This is a genomic window from Flavobacterium sp. LC2016-13 (assembly GCF_009707955.1).
In the GTDB taxonomy this organism is placed as follows: Bacteria; Bacteroidota; Bacteroidia; order Flavobacteriales; family Flavobacteriaceae; genus Flavobacterium.
Genome location: NZ_WMDQ01000008.1, coordinates 23757 through 38970, shown reverse-complemented (window position 1 = coordinate 38970; position 15214 = coordinate 23757). Strand labels below are relative to the sequence as shown.

General features: G+C 31.8%; 10 protein-coding genes. 4 read left to right on the top strand and 6 right to left on the bottom strand.

Annotated elements, in window-relative coordinates; translation table 11 throughout:
- Positions 1-2 precede the first annotated feature (2 nt).
- A complete protein-coding gene (locus GKZ86_RS16315; RefSeq protein WP_154784142.1) occupies positions 3-1361 on the bottom strand; it encodes a sensor histidine kinase KdpD in 1359 nt (452 codons plus the stop codon).
- A gap of 137 nt (positions 1362-1498) precedes the next feature.
- Here GKZ86_RS16315 and GKZ86_RS16310 point away from each other — a divergent pair, with 137 nt between their 5' ends.
- Positions 1499-3613 carry a TonB-dependent receptor domain-containing protein gene (locus GKZ86_RS16310; RefSeq protein WP_154784141.1) on the top strand — a complete coding sequence of 705 codons (2115 nt, stop codon included), beginning with the start codon at positions 1499-1501 and terminating at the stop codon, positions 3611-3613.
- 52 nt (positions 3614-3665) lie between these two features.
- Here the strand turns inward: GKZ86_RS16310 and GKZ86_RS16305 are convergent, their stop codons facing one another.
- Together GKZ86_RS16305 and GKZ86_RS16300 are read right to left on the bottom strand one after the other, a co-directional pair.
- On the bottom strand, positions 3666-4268 hold the full coding sequence (locus tag GKZ86_RS16305; RefSeq protein WP_154784140.1) for an RsmD family RNA methyltransferase: 603 nt from the start codon (positions 4266-4268) through the stop codon (positions 3666-3668).
- Positions 4265-5086 (bottom strand): DUF3822 family protein, encoded by an 822-nt coding sequence (locus GKZ86_RS16300; RefSeq protein ID WP_154784139.1) that lies wholly within the window; start codon positions 5084-5086, stop codon positions 4265-4267. The genes GKZ86_RS16305 and GKZ86_RS16300 overlap by 4 nt, the downstream gene beginning before the upstream one ends.
- 335 nt (positions 5087-5421) lie before the next feature.
- Here GKZ86_RS16300 and GKZ86_RS16295 point away from each other — a divergent pair, with 335 nt between their 5' ends.
- From GKZ86_RS16295 to kdsB, 3 genes are all read left to right on the top strand, one after another.
- Positions 5422-6846, top strand: a complete 1425-nt coding sequence (locus tag GKZ86_RS16295) for an ATP-dependent RecD-like DNA helicase (RefSeq protein WP_154784138.1) — start codon at positions 5422-5424, stop codon at positions 6844-6846.
- Positions 6847-6916: 70 nt separating this feature from the next.
- Positions 6917-7747, top strand: coding sequence for a 4,5-DOPA dioxygenase extradiol (gene ygiD, locus GKZ86_RS16290; RefSeq protein ID WP_154784137.1), 831 nt, complete (start codon positions 6917-6919; stop codon positions 7745-7747).
- Between the two features lie 116 nt (positions 7748-7863).
- On the top strand, positions 7864-8598 hold the full coding sequence (kdsB, locus tag GKZ86_RS16285; RefSeq protein WP_154784136.1) for a 3-deoxy-manno-octulosonate cytidylyltransferase: 735 nt from the start codon (positions 7864-7866) through the stop codon (positions 8596-8598).
- 231 nt (positions 8599-8829) lie between these two features.
- On the opposite strand, the gene GKZ86_RS16280 is transcribed toward kdsB, so the two are convergent.
- The 3 genes from GKZ86_RS16280 to GKZ86_RS16270 form a co-directional block, all read right to left on the bottom strand.
- Positions 8830-11241, bottom strand: coding sequence for a thiamine pyrophosphate-dependent enzyme (locus tag GKZ86_RS16280; RefSeq protein WP_154784135.1), 2412 nt, complete (start codon positions 11239-11241; stop codon positions 8830-8832).
- Between the two features lie 188 nt (positions 11242-11429).
- Positions 11430-14177: an aminopeptidase gene (locus GKZ86_RS16275; RefSeq protein ID WP_154784360.1), complete on the bottom strand. Its 2748-nt coding sequence runs from the start codon at positions 14175-14177 to the stop codon at positions 11430-11432.
- A 301-nt stretch (positions 14178-14478) separates the two neighbouring features.
- The gene (locus tag GKZ86_RS16270; protein ID WP_042564981.1) at positions 14479-15207 is read right to left on the bottom strand and encodes a TIGR00730 family Rossman fold protein; all 729 of its coding nucleotides are present in this window, start codon (positions 15205-15207) and stop codon (positions 14479-14481) included.
- Positions 15208-15214 lie beyond the last annotated feature (7 nt).

The following is a 15214-nucleotide window of genomic DNA, read 5'->3' as shown; positions in this document are numbered from 1 at the left end:
AATTAAACTTTAAACATAAAAGTAAATTCAGCACCTTTTCCTAATTCGCTAATAACAGCAACCGAACCCTGATGTGCTTTTATAATCTGGTCGACATAATAAAGACCCAATCCAAGCCCTTTTGTATTGTGAAGATTACCTTGTTCAACACGATAAAATTTTTCAAAAAGAAGCGATTGTTTATTTTTTGAAATTCCAATTCCATCATCTACGATGCTTACAGAAAATTGATTTTCAATAGTTTTAGTTTTTACAAAAATGTTATTTGAACCGTATTTTACAGCATTTTCCAATACATTTAAAATTGCCGTTGTTAAGTGAAATTTATCCAAAACCAAAATCGTTTTTTGAGTCTGAAAATCGGTTTCAATTGCAATTTTCGGATTTGCCAATCTAAAATCTTCAATAATAGAAAGTAAAAAAGCTTCTGTATTTATTTTTTCTTTCTGCAATTCGATTTCATTTTCAGCCAATGAATTTGCCATTACCTGATCGATTAAATGCTGAAGTCGATTGTTCTGACGGGAAATTGTATTAATAATAGCATTGAAATTTTCATCGTTTTCACGAATATCTTTCTGTTCTAAAATTTTGGTTGAAATGCTTAAAGTTGCCAAAGGCGTTTTGAGTTCGTGCGTAATATTATTGATAAAATCAGTCTTGATATCGCTTACTTTCTTCTGTTTTATTAAAGCTTTTAGTGCGATCACAAAAAGCGTTATAAGCGTTACAATAGACAACAAAGACAAAACGAGAATAAAAGCCATTCGTTTTAAAATAATCATTTCCCAATCGATCACACAAACGTACATCGAATCTTCTGTCAATAATTTATAATCCTGATTTTGATACGTTACATTCGTCGTTCCAACATAATTTCGAACCAGAAAAGCATGGTTTAATGAAGCTAAATTCCCGTATAATTTGTTTTGGATAAAAGGCTTTTCAGAAAAAATAGTATCTGTTTTTTTCGTGTTTTGATACAGGATAAATTTATTCAGTACAATCGCAAAATCAATTTTAAGATTAGGAAGTTCCCTTTCAAACTTCTGCTGAATTTTTAGTGTCAGCGCATCTCGATATGCATTTTCAAGAACACCTTTTTTAATATCAGATTTCGAGTTTTTTCCCTGAATATAATTCTCTGTCAATTGTTTGTAAAGCGCTTCTTTTTTAGAAACAATAACCGAATCAATATCGCTGTAATTATTCGAGATTTGACCAATTTCATTTTTTATTTCAGTATGAAATTGTGCCACTTTATAATCGTAAGTCGTTTTTACCAAATAACATTGAACAGTCGATAAAACGATCAGGGCAATAACTGAAAAAGCGATTAATAAATTGATTCTTTGTTTCATACATCAAGAAATTCCATTCAAAAATAAAGCTTTTATGATACAATTAATGCATTAACTCCGCATTAACCTCCAATTAACTTTCGCAACACTTTTTTAGAAGCATTTTTGCAGCATCTCAAACCAAAAACACTTTTAAAATGAATGTTTATTTGCCTCTTAAACTTTTTCTGATTGTATTACTTTTTTGCTTTTCATTAGTCGCAAACGCACAAAATGAAACACCAAAAGACAGCATTTCAAATCAATTGAATGAAGTTGTCATCAACCAGAATAAAAAAGTATTTTCAAACCAAAACGGAACTATAAAATTAGACGTTGCGAATTCGATTTACAATTCAATTCCCAATACTTTAGATTTATTATCGAAATTGCCGACAGTTCAAATTAGTTCTGATAAAGAAAAAGTTACCGTTATCGGAAAAGGAAATCCACTCATTTATATTGACAATCAAAAAGTGGGAATCAACGATTTGAATGCTTTGGCTGTCGCCGATATTAAATCCATAGAAATTATTCAGAATCCGTCTTCTAAATATGAAGCCGAAGGTCGTTCCGTGATTCTAATTACAAGAAAATTTAGCAAAAAAGATAGTTTTAGAACTGAAATTTCAGAAGTTGCTTCTTTCAAAAAAAACTACAATAATTACCTCGGATTCAATTCAAATTTTAAGAAAAACAAGCTCGAATTGAAAGCAAATTTCAATTATAATAAATTGCAGCCTTGGGAAAGCCACAGTATTAAATATCAAATTCCGCAGGCCAATATTGCTTCAGATTATGATGTTAGTGCTTCTACCAAAAGAAATCAGTTTGTTTTTGGCGGAGGTTTATTTTATAAAATAAATGAAGATGATTATTTTTCAATTAGTGTAAATAGCAAACTCCAAAATGATTCTTTTGACATTAACACACTCACTTATAATAAAAATAATGATGAGATAAATAACGTTCTGACTTTGACTGGAAATGAAAGTAAAAAGAATTTTGTAAACTCATTTTTAAATTATCAGAAAAAAATAAAGTCAATTGATACACAGATTTTTACAGGTTTGCAATATTCTAATTTAGATCAGCGATTGTTTACGGTAGTAAATGATAATTATAATGATACAGAATTTGCATTATCACAAATCAGGGATCAAAAATTTCAGGTTAATTATTTTTCGGGAAGAATTGATGTGGAGAAAAAGTTTAAAAATGAAATGAAATTTGAAGCTGGAGGATTGTATTCATCTGCAAATTCAAAATCTGATGTTAGCATTTTTTACAATGAAACCAATCAAAATGAATTAAGCTTTTATGATTTTAAAGAAGAAAATGTATCAGGATATACGCAATTGTCCGGAAAACTTAAAAAAGTCGATTTCTCGCTTGGTTTTAGAGTTGAAAATTCAAATATATTAGGAAAATTTAAAGCAGATGAATTGCCATTACTCGATAAAAACTATACTAATTTCTTTCCGAAAATACAGCTTACATTTCCAATCGACAGCACCAAAAGCATTTCTGTAAACTATGCTAAAAGTATTTCCAGGCCTAATTATTCTTCTCTAAGTCAAGGCGCGACGTATATAAATCCGTATTTTTTATATGCAAGAAATATTAATTTAGGACCAACAATTACTGATGAAATTTCGACCACTTTTCAATATCATGATAAATCGGTTAAGTTTTCTTATTATCAGGCGAAAAACCCAATCTACAACAGTTTTTCTTTTGATGATCAAATAAATGTAATGACATTTAAAGACATAAATTTTGATAAAAGTTCTGGATTTACAGCTGATTTTACGCTGCCTTTTACCTATAAATTCTGGACAACAACCAATTCGCTGGTTTTTATTTTAGAGAAAATTGAAGATGAATCTGCTGTAGTTTTGGCTTCAAAACCATATTTATATTATACTTCAAATAATGAATTCAAACTTCCGAAAGAATATTCGTTTATATTGAATTTTTGGGGATTAACCGAACAAAATACAGGTATTTTTAAAACAAATCCCAGATTTAAAGTTGATATGGCGGTCTCTAAAACGTTCTTAAAAAAATGGAATTGTACTTTGAGCTGTAATAATGTTTTTAAAAATAGTATTGAAACGGAAAAATTTACCATTAATAATATTAATTCTAAAGCACGATATGTTGTTGATAATCATGAAATTTCATTCTCAATTCGTTATTCTTTCGGAAAAATAAAAGAAACCGAATTCAAAGAAAAAAATGCCGATGAAAATTCCAACAGAATTAGATAAAACAAAAAATCCCTTGAATTTCAAGAGATTTTTTTATGTGTGAGAAAGAAAATTATCCTTCGTCTTCTTCTGTAGCTTTTATTGATAAACCATCAAGTTCTTCGTCATCATCAGTAGAATTCAGTTCGAAGAAACTAAAAAATGAACCGCCGTAACTTTTCTGAAAAGAGAAATTACTCAAATGTTCCATTTTGGTATATTTTGAATGTTCGATAATCATCATTCCGTCTTCATTCAATAATTCTCTTTCAAAAATCAATAAAACAATTTTTTCAAAAGTGGCCTGATCTAATCCGTATGGAGGATCGGCAAAAATAATATCGTACGTTGTTTTGCAGTTTTCAAGAAATTTAAAAACATCACTTTTGGTTGCTGCGATATCAAAATCATATTCTGATGAAACTTGTTTGATGAATTTTACGCAACCAAAATCGCCATCTACAGACGTGATTGGAGCGCTTCCGCGTGAAGCGAATTCAAAACTAATATTGCCGGTTCCCGAAAATAAGTCTAAAACCTTTAAGCCGTCAAAACTAAAATGATTATTCAAAACATTAAATAATGCTTCTTTACTCATGTCAGTCGTAGGTCTTACAGGAAGGTTTTTAGGCGGAAAAATGCGGCGTCCTTTGTATTTTCCTGAAATGATTCTCATGATTGAAATAAGATATAATGTTTTTGATTCTGAGCAGTTGAAAAGCTGTTTTTTTGTTGTAAAGCGCTTACATCCAAAAAAGAAACATTACGAATGTATTTGTATGCAATGGCATAAAAAGCATCGTTTTTTGTTATTGTGCCTAATAATTCGAGTGGAAAACTTTCTGGGTTTAAACTCAATTGTTCAGCTGTAAAAAGTAAATAATAGATAAAATCTTCCGGTGTTTGATATTCGAAAGAATTAAATAACAGTAACTTTTGATTTTGAACAACGATAATTTCAAAATGACCAATATTGAAATTGACAATCATTTTTTTATCGTCATTATTTTTTGAACTTTCTAAAATTTTCTCAATCAAAATACTGTTAGAATGTTTATAATCAAACGAACCAACCTGATCGATCAGGAAATTATTGATATTTACATACGGAATGTAAACGGAATTCATCTGGTAATTTGAAATTTGATCGTAAGTAAAAAAATCAGTTTCAAAAACTTTAGTGTTGTATTGTAAATAACTCCCAAGATAATCCTCATCAAAAAGCGCTGTCGGTACAAAAGTCGAAAGATTGTTATTATGAATTACCATAATATCGTCGTAAGTATCCTTTAATTCAGCATGTTTTTTGAAATTATCATGATACAAATCTTCAATTTTTATGTTTTTTTGCAAGGGATCAAACAGCACTTCATTAAAAGAAGTAATTGTATTGTTAAGCGTATCAAAACAACAAAAAGAGAATCCGCTCAGCGAAACCTGAATCGAAAGTTTTTTGTATTTTTTTGATGTAATATTGGTATTGTGTAATGACATAATTTGATTTACAATTCGTTACCTGCTTTAGCGTAAATAAGGAATTTAATTCGAACACAAACTTACAAATTAAAAAGGAACAATAATAATTGCGGGAAAAATATCAATAACAAAAGTCAAAATTCAAAAATCAATTGCAATTTCGAAAATCAATTTTAATTGCATTTTAATGAATAGTTAAGAAAAAGTTTTTTTTAAGTTTCACAATATGAGAGATGTAAGTTTATTTATAATACGCAGCCGATACTTAAATTTACTTAAAAAGCTTATATGGTTTAATTATTAAATTGCCATTGCCATTAAAAAAGCCGAACTTTGTATTTCAATTTTTCCCTATGAATTCATCCCTGTTTTACGGCGTTTTACAAAAAAGATTTCCATTTGCACCAACTTACAAACAAGATATTTTTTTTCAAAAAATTGCTATTTTTTTAACTGATACTCATAACGATACAATTTTTGTATTGAAAGGATATGCAGGAACAGGAAAAACGACTGTCATTTCTACGATTGTAAATAATCTGGGCGATATTAATAAAAAATATGTTTTGCTGGCACCAACTGGTCGCGCCGCAAAAGTAATTGCCAATTATTCGCATACGGCGGCTTTTACAATTCATAAAAAAATATATTTTCCTAAAAAATCGGCTGGCGGTGGCGTGGCGTTTACCAAACAAATCAACAAGCATAAAAACACCATTTTTATTGTCGATGAAGCGTCTATGATTTCAGACAGTAATTCTGACTCGAAATTGTATGATAACGGATCGCTTTTAGACGATTTGATTTCGTACGTTTATTCGGGAACCAACTGTAAAATGATTTTGTTGGGAGATACAGCGCAGCTTCCTCCTGTAAATTTAGATATTAGCCCGGCGCTTGATACGCATACTTTGGGTATTCATTACGGTAAAGAAATTGAGCATATTGAACTTGATGAAGTAATGCGTCAGGAAGAAAGCTCAGGAATTTTGTTTAACGCGACTGAATTACGCGAATTGCTTAAAGAAAGTTTTATTACAGAGTTTAAATTCAACGTAAAAAAATTCAAAGATATCGTTCGTTTAACCGATGGTTATGATATTCAGGATGCGATAAATACGGCTTACAGCAATTATAGTATTGAAGATACGGCGTTTATTGTTCGTTCGAATAAAAGAGCGAATCAGTACAACGAACAAATCAGAACCAGGATTTTGTTTAAGGAAAGTGAACTTTCGGTTGGTGATTTTTTGATGGTGGTAAAGAATAATTATTTCTGGCTGAAAGAAACTGATGAAGCCGGATTTATTGCCAACGGTGATATTATTGAAGTTTTAGAGCTTTTTGGAATCAAAGAATTATACGGTTTTAATTTCGCCAGAGTAAAAATAAGAATGGTCGATTATCCGGAGCAAAAACCTTTTGAAACGGTTTTGTTATTAGATACGATTAAAAGTGAATCTCCATCATTAACGTACGAAGAATCAAATCGTTTGTATGAAGAAGTAATGAAAGATTACGAAAATGAAAGCACAAAATACAAGAAATTCCAGAAAGTAAAAGAGAATGAGTATTTTAATGGTTTACAGGTAAAATTCTCTTATGCCATTACGTGTCACAAATCGCAGGGAGGGCAGTGGGATACTGTTTTTATAGAACAACCATATTTACCAAACGGAATTGATCGCGATTATATCAGGTGGCTTTATACGGCTATGACGCGTGCCAAAAATAAATTATATTTGATAGGATTTAAAGACGAGAGTTTTGAGGAATAAAATTTTTCCGCCACGAATTCACAAATGATTTAAGTAAAATTCGTGAATTCGGGGCTAAAAAAATCAGCAAATGACAACACTAAATGACTTACATTCGATTTCGTCTACGTTTTCGAATACAGATAAAATGCCGGTTTTGTTTTTAGGGCACGGCAGCCCGATGAATGCTATAGAAGAAAATCAGTTTGTGGCTGGTTTTCGCGATTTAGCTAAAACATTGCCACAGCCAAATGCTATTTTGTGTATTTCGGCACATTGGTTTACAAACGGAACCAAAGTGACTTCGATGCAAATGCCGAGAACAATTCATGATTTTGGAGGTTTTCCGCAAGCACTTTTTGATGTTCAGTATCCTGCAAAAGGAAGTCCTGAATTAGCTTATGAAACCAAAAAAATATTAGAACCTGTTCATGTTGATTTAGATGAACATTGGGGTTTAGATCACGGCGCGTGGAGTGTTATTAAACATTTATATCCCGAAGCTAATGTTCCGGTAATTCAGTTAAGTATTGATTATACAAAATCAGGTCAATATCATTTTGAGTTGGCTCAGAAGTTGCAATCGCTGCGCCATAAAGGTGTTTTGATTATTGGAAGCGGAAATATTGTTCACAATTTACGTTTGGTTGATTTTAGAAATTTCGATAAAGATAATTATGGTTTCGATTGGGCGATTGAAGCTCGTGAAACCGTTAATAATTATTTGTTAGATGGAAATTTTCAGCCTTTAATTGATTTCGAAAGAATGAATAAAGCGGTTCAATTGGCGATTCCGACACCAGATCATTATTTGCCTTTATTATATACTTTAGGTTTAAAGCAAGAATCTGAAGAACTGAGTTTATTTAATGATAAATTATTGGCCGGTTCGTTGAGTATGACTTCAGTAAAAATAATGTAGAAAACTCCGCGAATCTTTGTCTAATCTTCGTGGATCTCTGTGAAAGAATTATGACACAAAACCACGCAAAGATTTTCACAAAGTTTCACAAAGTAAAAAATAAAAATAGATTTAAAATGAAAATAATAGCGGTAATTCCGGCACGATATGCTTCAACACGTTTTCCTGCAAAACTAATGCAGGATTTAGGAGGCAAAACAGTAATTCTAAGAACGTATGAAGCTGCTGTTTCAACAAAATTATTTGATGATGTTTTTGTAGTAACCGATTCTAATTTAATATTTGATGAAATTGTTTCAAAAGGTGGAAAAGCCATTATGAGCATCAAAGAACACGAATCAGGAAGCGACCGAATTGCTGAGGCTGTAGCGAATCTTGATGTTGATATTGTGGTGAATGTTCAGGGTGATGAACCTTTTACCGAAGCAGGGCCTTTAGAGCAGGTTTTGTCTGTTTTTAGAAATGATGAAGATAAAAAGATTGATTTGGCTTCGTTGATGAGAGAAATCACAGATGAAGACGAAATCAATAATCCTAATAATGTAAAAGTTGTGGTTGACCAATCGCAATTTGCTTTGTATTTTTCAAGATCTGTAATTCCGTATCCAAGAGATGCGGCTGCTGGTGTACATTATTTTCAACACATCGGGATTTATGCTTTTAGAAAACAAGCTTTATTAGATTTTTATAGTTTACCAATGAAATCATTAGAAGCTTCTGAAAAACTGGAGCAACTAAGATATTTAGAATTTGGAAAACGTATTAAAATGGTCGAAACAACACATGTTGGAATTGGAATTGATACGGCAGAAGATTTAGAGAAGGCGAGGGCTATTTTGGGATCTAGATAGTACGATTGCGATAAATTGAACACGGATAATACGGATTCGCTAACGAGAAAACGCGGATTAATGTAGATTTTTGTTCTCGCATTTTGTGTCATTTCGACGGAGGAGAAATCACATCCAGAGAGCAACGAACCGGAATTCCGTTATGTGATTTCTCCTCCGTCGAAATGACACATAAAAAAACTCCAAATTTTATTTGGAGCTTTTTTTTTATATCTAAAACATTCTAAATCCTTAATACAATCCAGGAAATTTAGAAGGATTAACTTCATTCATCATACCGTAAACCTTTTCAAAAATATCTTCTGCAGAAGGTTTAGAGAAATAGTCTCCATCAGTTCCGTATGCAGGTCTGTGTGCTTTTGCAGCAAGTGTTTGCGGTTTACTGTCTAAATATTTGTAAGCATCTTGCTCTTCAAGAACTTGTTGCAGAATAAAAGCTGAAGCTCCACCAGGAACATCTTCGTCGATTACTAAAAGACGATTTGTTTTGGCGATACTTTTTACAATATCTTTATTCACATCAAAAGGAAGTAAAGATTGAATATCAATAACTTCACAGTCAATTCCTAATTCTTGCAATTCAACAGCAGCTTGTTCTACCAATCTTAATGTAGATCCGTAAGAAACTAACGTAATATCTGAACCTTCTTTTAGCGTTTCAACAACACCAATTGGCGTTTTAAATTCACCAAAATTCAAAGGTGTTTTTTCTTTTAAACGGTAACCATTCAAACATTCAATTACTAAAGCCGGTTCGTCAGTTTCTAAAAGAGTATTGTAAAAACCTGCAGCCTGAGTCATATTTCTCGGAACCAAAACGTGAATTCCGCGAATAGCATTGATAATCATTCCCATTGGAGAACCAGAATGCCAGATACCTTCTAAACGGTGTCCGCGGGTTCTGATGATTAATGGAGCTTTTTGTTTTCCAACAGTTCTATATTGTAACGTAGCCAAATCATCACTCATGATTTGAATAGCGTATAATAAATAATCTAAATACTGAATTTCAGCAATTGGACGTAAACCTCTCAAGGCCATTCCAATTCCCTGACCAATAATAGTAGCTTCACGAATACCAACATCGGCAACACGAAGTTCACCGTATTTTTCCTGCATGCCTTCTAAACCTTGGTTTACGTCGCCAATGTTTCCAACATCTTCACCAAAAATTAAAGTTTCAGGATATTTAGTAAACAAAGCGTCAAAGTTGTCACGAAGAATCATACGTCCGTCTAAATCAGCTTTTGCATCATCAGCATATTCAGGAAGTACTTTTTCTACTGATAACACATTTTGTTCTGATTCAGAATGTAAATTACTGCTGAATTTTCCTTGTGTTTCATCAATATAGTTGGTAATCCAGTTTGATAAAAGAACCTTACTGTTTGGAACTTCAATAAAACGAAGAATCTTTCTTGCAATTACAAGCATTTCTTTTTTAAGAGGCGATTTAATAGCACTTAATTCAGAAATATATTTTCCAATTCTTTCTTTATGATTGATGCTTGCTTCAGCAATTTGTTCTAATAAAACCAAAAGATTTTTTTGATCTTCAATTATTGGATTAATGAAAGAATTCCATGCATCTTTTTTAGCTTCAAGGACTTCTTTTTTCAATTCAAAATCAATTTCAGCCAATTCTTCAGGCGATGCAATATTGATGGCAATCATCCATAAACGCATCTGACGAATACAATCATAATCTCTTTCCCAAGCCAGTCTTTCTCCATTTTTGTAACGTTCGTGAGAACCAGAAGTTGAGTGTCCTTGCGGCTGTGTTAATTCGTTTACGTGAATTAAAACAGGAATATGTTGTTCGCGGGCAATTGCAGCAGCTCTTTCATAAGTAGAAACCAATTCTGCATAATCCCAGCCTTTAACTCTAAAAATTTCATACCCGTTTGAGTCTTCGTCGCGTTGGTATCCTTTTAGAATTTCAGAAATATTTTCTTTAGTAGTTTGATGTTTGGCGTGTACCGAAATTCCGTATTCATCATCCCAAACACTCATTACCATAGGAACTTGTAAAACTCCGGCAGCATTTATAGTTTCAAAAAACAAACCTTCAGATGTACTTGCATTTCCAATAGTTCCCCAGGCAACTTCATTTCCGTTTACAGAGAATTTGTCTTTGATTTTAATGCCATCAACATTTCTGTAAATTTTAGAAGCCTGAGCCAATCCCAATAATCTTGGCATTTGTCCTGCGGTTGGCGATATATCTGCGCTTGAATTTTTTTGTTTTGTTAAGTCTTTCCAAGATCCGTCTTCGTTCAAACTGTGCGTTACAAAGTGTCCGCCCATTTGTCTTCCCGCAGACATCGGATCATATTCTAAATCCGTGTGACCGTATAAACCTGCGAAAAATTGCTTTGGTGTCAATTCACCAATCGCCATCATAAAAGTCTGATCGCGATAATATCCTGAACGAAAATCTCCGTTCTTAAAAGCTTTTGCCATAGCAAGCTGCGGTACTTCTTTTCCGTCACCAAAAATTCCAAATTTGGCTTTTCCCGTCAATACCTCTTTACGACCTAAAAGGCTACATTCTCGGCTAGTTACAGCAATTCTGTAATCGCTTAATACTTCTATTTTGAAATCTTCGAATGTTAATGTAGTATTGTTTTTTTCTGTAATCATAATCTGGAATGGGTCATGTTATGCGGCAAAATTACTTAAAAAGTATCAATAATCATAATTCATTAAAATAAATATAATTTAATTATTTACAAGTAAATTGCTAAAACTACGTATATTTTTTATTGAATATTTAAGTATTTTCTGTTTTAATTGAAAATAATTTACGTTTTTATTTAAAATTTATTCAATTAGAACCATTTTCGGGTAAAAAGTGTGACTAATGATTTAGGAGCAAAAGTTATCACAAATCGTATTTTTTCGTTATATTTATTTTGAGAAATTTCCCAACCGTTATTAGAATATATAGGAAAATAGAGTTCAAAGTAGTCAGGAACAAAATTTAAGCGGATACCGCTATCATAAGCAAAATATTCTTTTTCGTGTTTATTCTTCATTAAACCAATGTCCCCATAAGCCTCAATCCAGTCCCAAATAGCATAACTTGCGTTTAGAGTTGTCATCCATTTATTTGCATACGAAGGTTCTAATTTTGATTTAAAACCACCTTCAGCCATTACAAATTGCTGACTAAAAATTCCTGTACTTTCTGATCTTCCCAGAAAATTATAATCAAAAAGATAATCCGTTGGTCGGTCTAAACCAAAACTAAAATAGTCTGAATTTGTTGTGTTGAATAAAAAACTTCCTGCGTAAAGTCTTAAATTCAATTTATGATTGTTCTCAAATAAATGCCTGTATTCTATTTCTGCGGCCAGTTTTCCAAAATTCCCGCCAAACTGAATATCACCCATAAAATTAATATGATTAATCAATTCAGTCTTTGTATTCATATATCGCGCATTAAAAACAGAATAATTAGGTTTCGAATTATCTGTTATAAAGGCACTTGCCTCACGATTTACAATAATCTGACGAAATAATATCAGCTGTTTTCTATTATCCCTGAAATTTTCTTCACGAATTCGAAATTGAACCATCGGATTCAATCTTAAATAAGTAGCATCAGGAGCATAATGGTAATAATTCTCGCTTATAGAATATCGTACATTATATAAGGTACTATTTCTATAAAACTGACTGTATGAAAAAGCAGAAGAACCTGAAATTGAACCCGTTTTTAAAGAATACGCAGGATTTATATCAAAAGTAAAAGGTTTATCTAATATCGTTTTGTTGTGAAAACGAAATCCTGGCGTAAATCCATCATAATAATTATACGTAAGTGTCGGGATATATAATATCTGGTTATAATATGGATCTTCTAAATCTTTGGCAAAATTAAATTTTATCGGACGTTCCGTAATTACCAGATTTTTTAATGATTTCCAGTTATTTCTCTGATTGTATTCCGGAACTTCGTTATTGTAATTCAGAACAATTTTGTCTGCGTTTTTTCGATCAAAATGATATACAGAATCTGCTGTTTTGGGTTCAAGCCATTCCTTAAAAACAATCTGATTTTTTTTAAGTCCATAAACCGGAATCGGAGCATAAATTCCCGTTTTGTTTTTAATAGAAAACTGTATGCTGTCTTTTGTTCTCGAAACATTCGAAAATTTATAATCGATTATTTCGCGTGAATCAATAATGGTTTCAAAAAACCAATCGATATTTTTGGTTGTGTTTTTATTCAGTATTTTTTCAAAATCATAACGACTTACCTGTTCCGTTTTATTTAAAGTATAAAATTCCTGAATACTTTGAGGCACAATATTCTGGTCTAAATAATCATCCAGATAACTCAAACTTAAACCCGCTCTATATTTGCTTGCAATTTGCTCGTTGAATTTTATCAGCGTATTTTTTGGGTCACCAAGCGGCTGATCGAGGTTTTTTCGAGCCATCAGCATATAATAATAACTGTATTGCTCGTTAAAAGTTAGATTAGTAATATTATAACTCTTAAAGAGTTTCCACTGCGAAAGCCTGCCAAGCATTTTTTTATCAAGATGATTTTCTTCCATGTATTTCATCATGGTAAAAATCTGAATTCCATCATAAACCCAATTGTCTTTTCTTGGATCTAAACGAAGACTTGACTTTAAATAATTATTTAAATATGTTTTTAAAAATGTAATTTCAAAGATAAAATCATCTGGAAACGGACTAAAAAATGAAGGCAATTGATTTAATCCATAAAACGGATTTCGATCATAATCTGCCTGAGAAATTATGATTTTTTGATGCGGATATTTTCCAATAAAATCATTCGCAAAAGATATAACCCGATTTATAATTATTGCTCTTTGAATTTCAGTCAGTTTTTTAGCTTTCAAATCTGACAGAACTTCTAAAGATCCGTTATTATAACTTCTGAAATTATTCTGTTTTTCGATAATCAAATTAAAATCATTTCTGTTGCTTCCTGAAAAAGAAAAAGTGCTAAAACTAGCATTTATATCTTTTGAAACTGAATCTAAATCTGTTGTTACAGAATAATTCGCAGGAACTTTTATCTCAACTTCATAATCTGTATTTGCGTTTGCAATATCATCCAGATTAAAATTATTGTATTTTGTAAATTTATGATTGTCGTAACGCGCCGGAGTCAAAAACCAGTTTTTCAAATTCATTCCTCCATTTTGCGTATAACCATAATGAGTAAATTTATCACTCGGAATTTTAGCAATGTAAGTAAGGTGAATATCGAATTTTTCGCCCGGAGCTAATTTTTGCTTTAATCGTATTACAATAAAATCAGGATTTCTATCTGTTCTTTCCCATTCTAAAGCTGAATTATCTGAATCCGACAAATTTAAAATTGTCGTATTTCCTCTTTCTTCGTCTTTAGCCAAATGAAAACCACGATAAAATTCATCTGAAAAACGTTCTGCCAAAGGCGTGTTTTTAGCAGAAAAAGCATTGTTCCAATCATTCAGAACAATCGAATCCAAAGAGTCTGTAGAAGTGTTATAAAATGTAAGATCTTGTTTTACATTCAAAGTTTTAAGTTCAAGATTTACCGCAACTTCCATCTTAGACTGATGTTGCGCGTACTGTTTTATTGAACTCAATAAAACTAAAATGAAGAATATAATTTTATAAAATGATTTCAAGGATGGCTTAAAAATTAATGGCATAACTTAAGTTACGAGCATAAAGTTGTTTTGGTTTTTTGTAAAAATACTACAAAAAAAGCTGTTTTAAAAAACAGCTTCAATTTTTTGTAAGATTTAATGTAATTAACCATGTAAGTGATATAAATTCATATTATTTTAAGTGTTACAAAACATTAACTTAAATTACCTTATATCATTTATATGGTTAAAAAAAACATTAGAAATTCGGACTTAAATCGTATTTCTTGTAGAATTTATCCAAAACGTCAACAACTTCATCTTCAGTATCTACGATCTTGAATAAGTTTAAATCATCAGGACTAACCGTTTGCATTTTTTCAACCAAAACCGTTTTAACCCAATCAATCAATCCAGACCAGAATTCAACTCCAACCAAGATAATCGGGAATTTTCCAATTTTCTTTGTTTGAATTAAAGTAATCGCTTCAAACATTTCATCCAGCGTTCCAAAACCTCCCGGCATAACCACAAAACCTTGAGAATATTTTACGAACATAACTTTTCTCACAAAGAAATAATCGAAATTCAGGTTTTTATCGTGATCGATATAAGGGTTAAAATGCTGTTCAAAAGGCAATTCGATATTTAAACCAACCGAAGTTCCGCCTCCTAAATGTGCACCTTTATTTCCGGCTTCCATAATTCCTGGCCCTCCGCCTGTAATTACGCCATAACCGGCTTTACTAATTTTATAAGCAATTTTCTCAGCCAATAAATAATATTTATCCTCTGGTTTTGTTCTCGCTGATCCAAAAATAGACACACACGGACCAATACGTCCCATACTTTCATAACCGTTTACAAACTCGGCCATGATTTTAAAAATCGCCCAGCTGTCATTGGTTCTAATTTCATTCCACGTTTTTTGTTTTAAACGGTCCTGAATTACTTTATCCTCATCATTATCAAAATCTTCTAATCTCATTTTAGGT

Excerpts from the sequence above, each read along its gene's own strand:
- ygiD (WP_154784137.1), top strand. The coding sequence starts at position 6,917 with ATGACAACACTAAATGACTTACATTCGATTTCGTCTACGTTTTCGAAT.
- GKZ86_RS16275 (WP_154784360.1), bottom strand. The coding sequence starts at position 14,177 with ATGGAAGTTGCGGTAAATCTTGAACTTAAAACTTTGAATGTAAAACAA.
- GKZ86_RS16305 (WP_154784140.1), bottom strand. The coding sequence starts at position 4,268 with ATGAGAATCATTTCAGGAAAATACAAAGGACGCCGCATTTTTCCGCCT.
- GKZ86_RS16295 (WP_154784138.1), top strand. The coding sequence starts at position 5,422 with ATGAATTCATCCCTGTTTTACGGCGTTTTACAAAAAAGATTTCCATTT.
- kdsB (WP_154784136.1), top strand. The coding sequence starts at position 7,864 with ATGAAAATAATAGCGGTAATTCCGGCACGATATGCTTCAACACGTTTT.
- GKZ86_RS16310 (WP_154784141.1), top strand. The coding sequence starts at position 1,499 with ATGAATGTTTATTTGCCTCTTAAACTTTTTCTGATTGTATTACTTTTT.
- GKZ86_RS16280 (WP_154784135.1), bottom strand. The coding sequence starts at position 11,241 with ATGATTACAGAAAAAAACAATACTACATTAACATTCGAAGATTTCAAA.
- GKZ86_RS16270 (WP_042564981.1), bottom strand. The coding sequence starts at position 15,207 with ATGAGATTAGAAGATTTTGATAATGATGAGGATAAAGTAATTCAGGAC.
- GKZ86_RS16315 (WP_154784142.1), bottom strand. The coding sequence starts at position 1,361 with ATGAAACAAAGAATCAATTTATTAATCGCTTTTTCAGTTATTGCCCTG.
- GKZ86_RS16300 (WP_154784139.1), bottom strand. The coding sequence starts at position 5,086 with ATGTCATTACACAATACCAATATTACATCAAAAAAATACAAAAAACTT.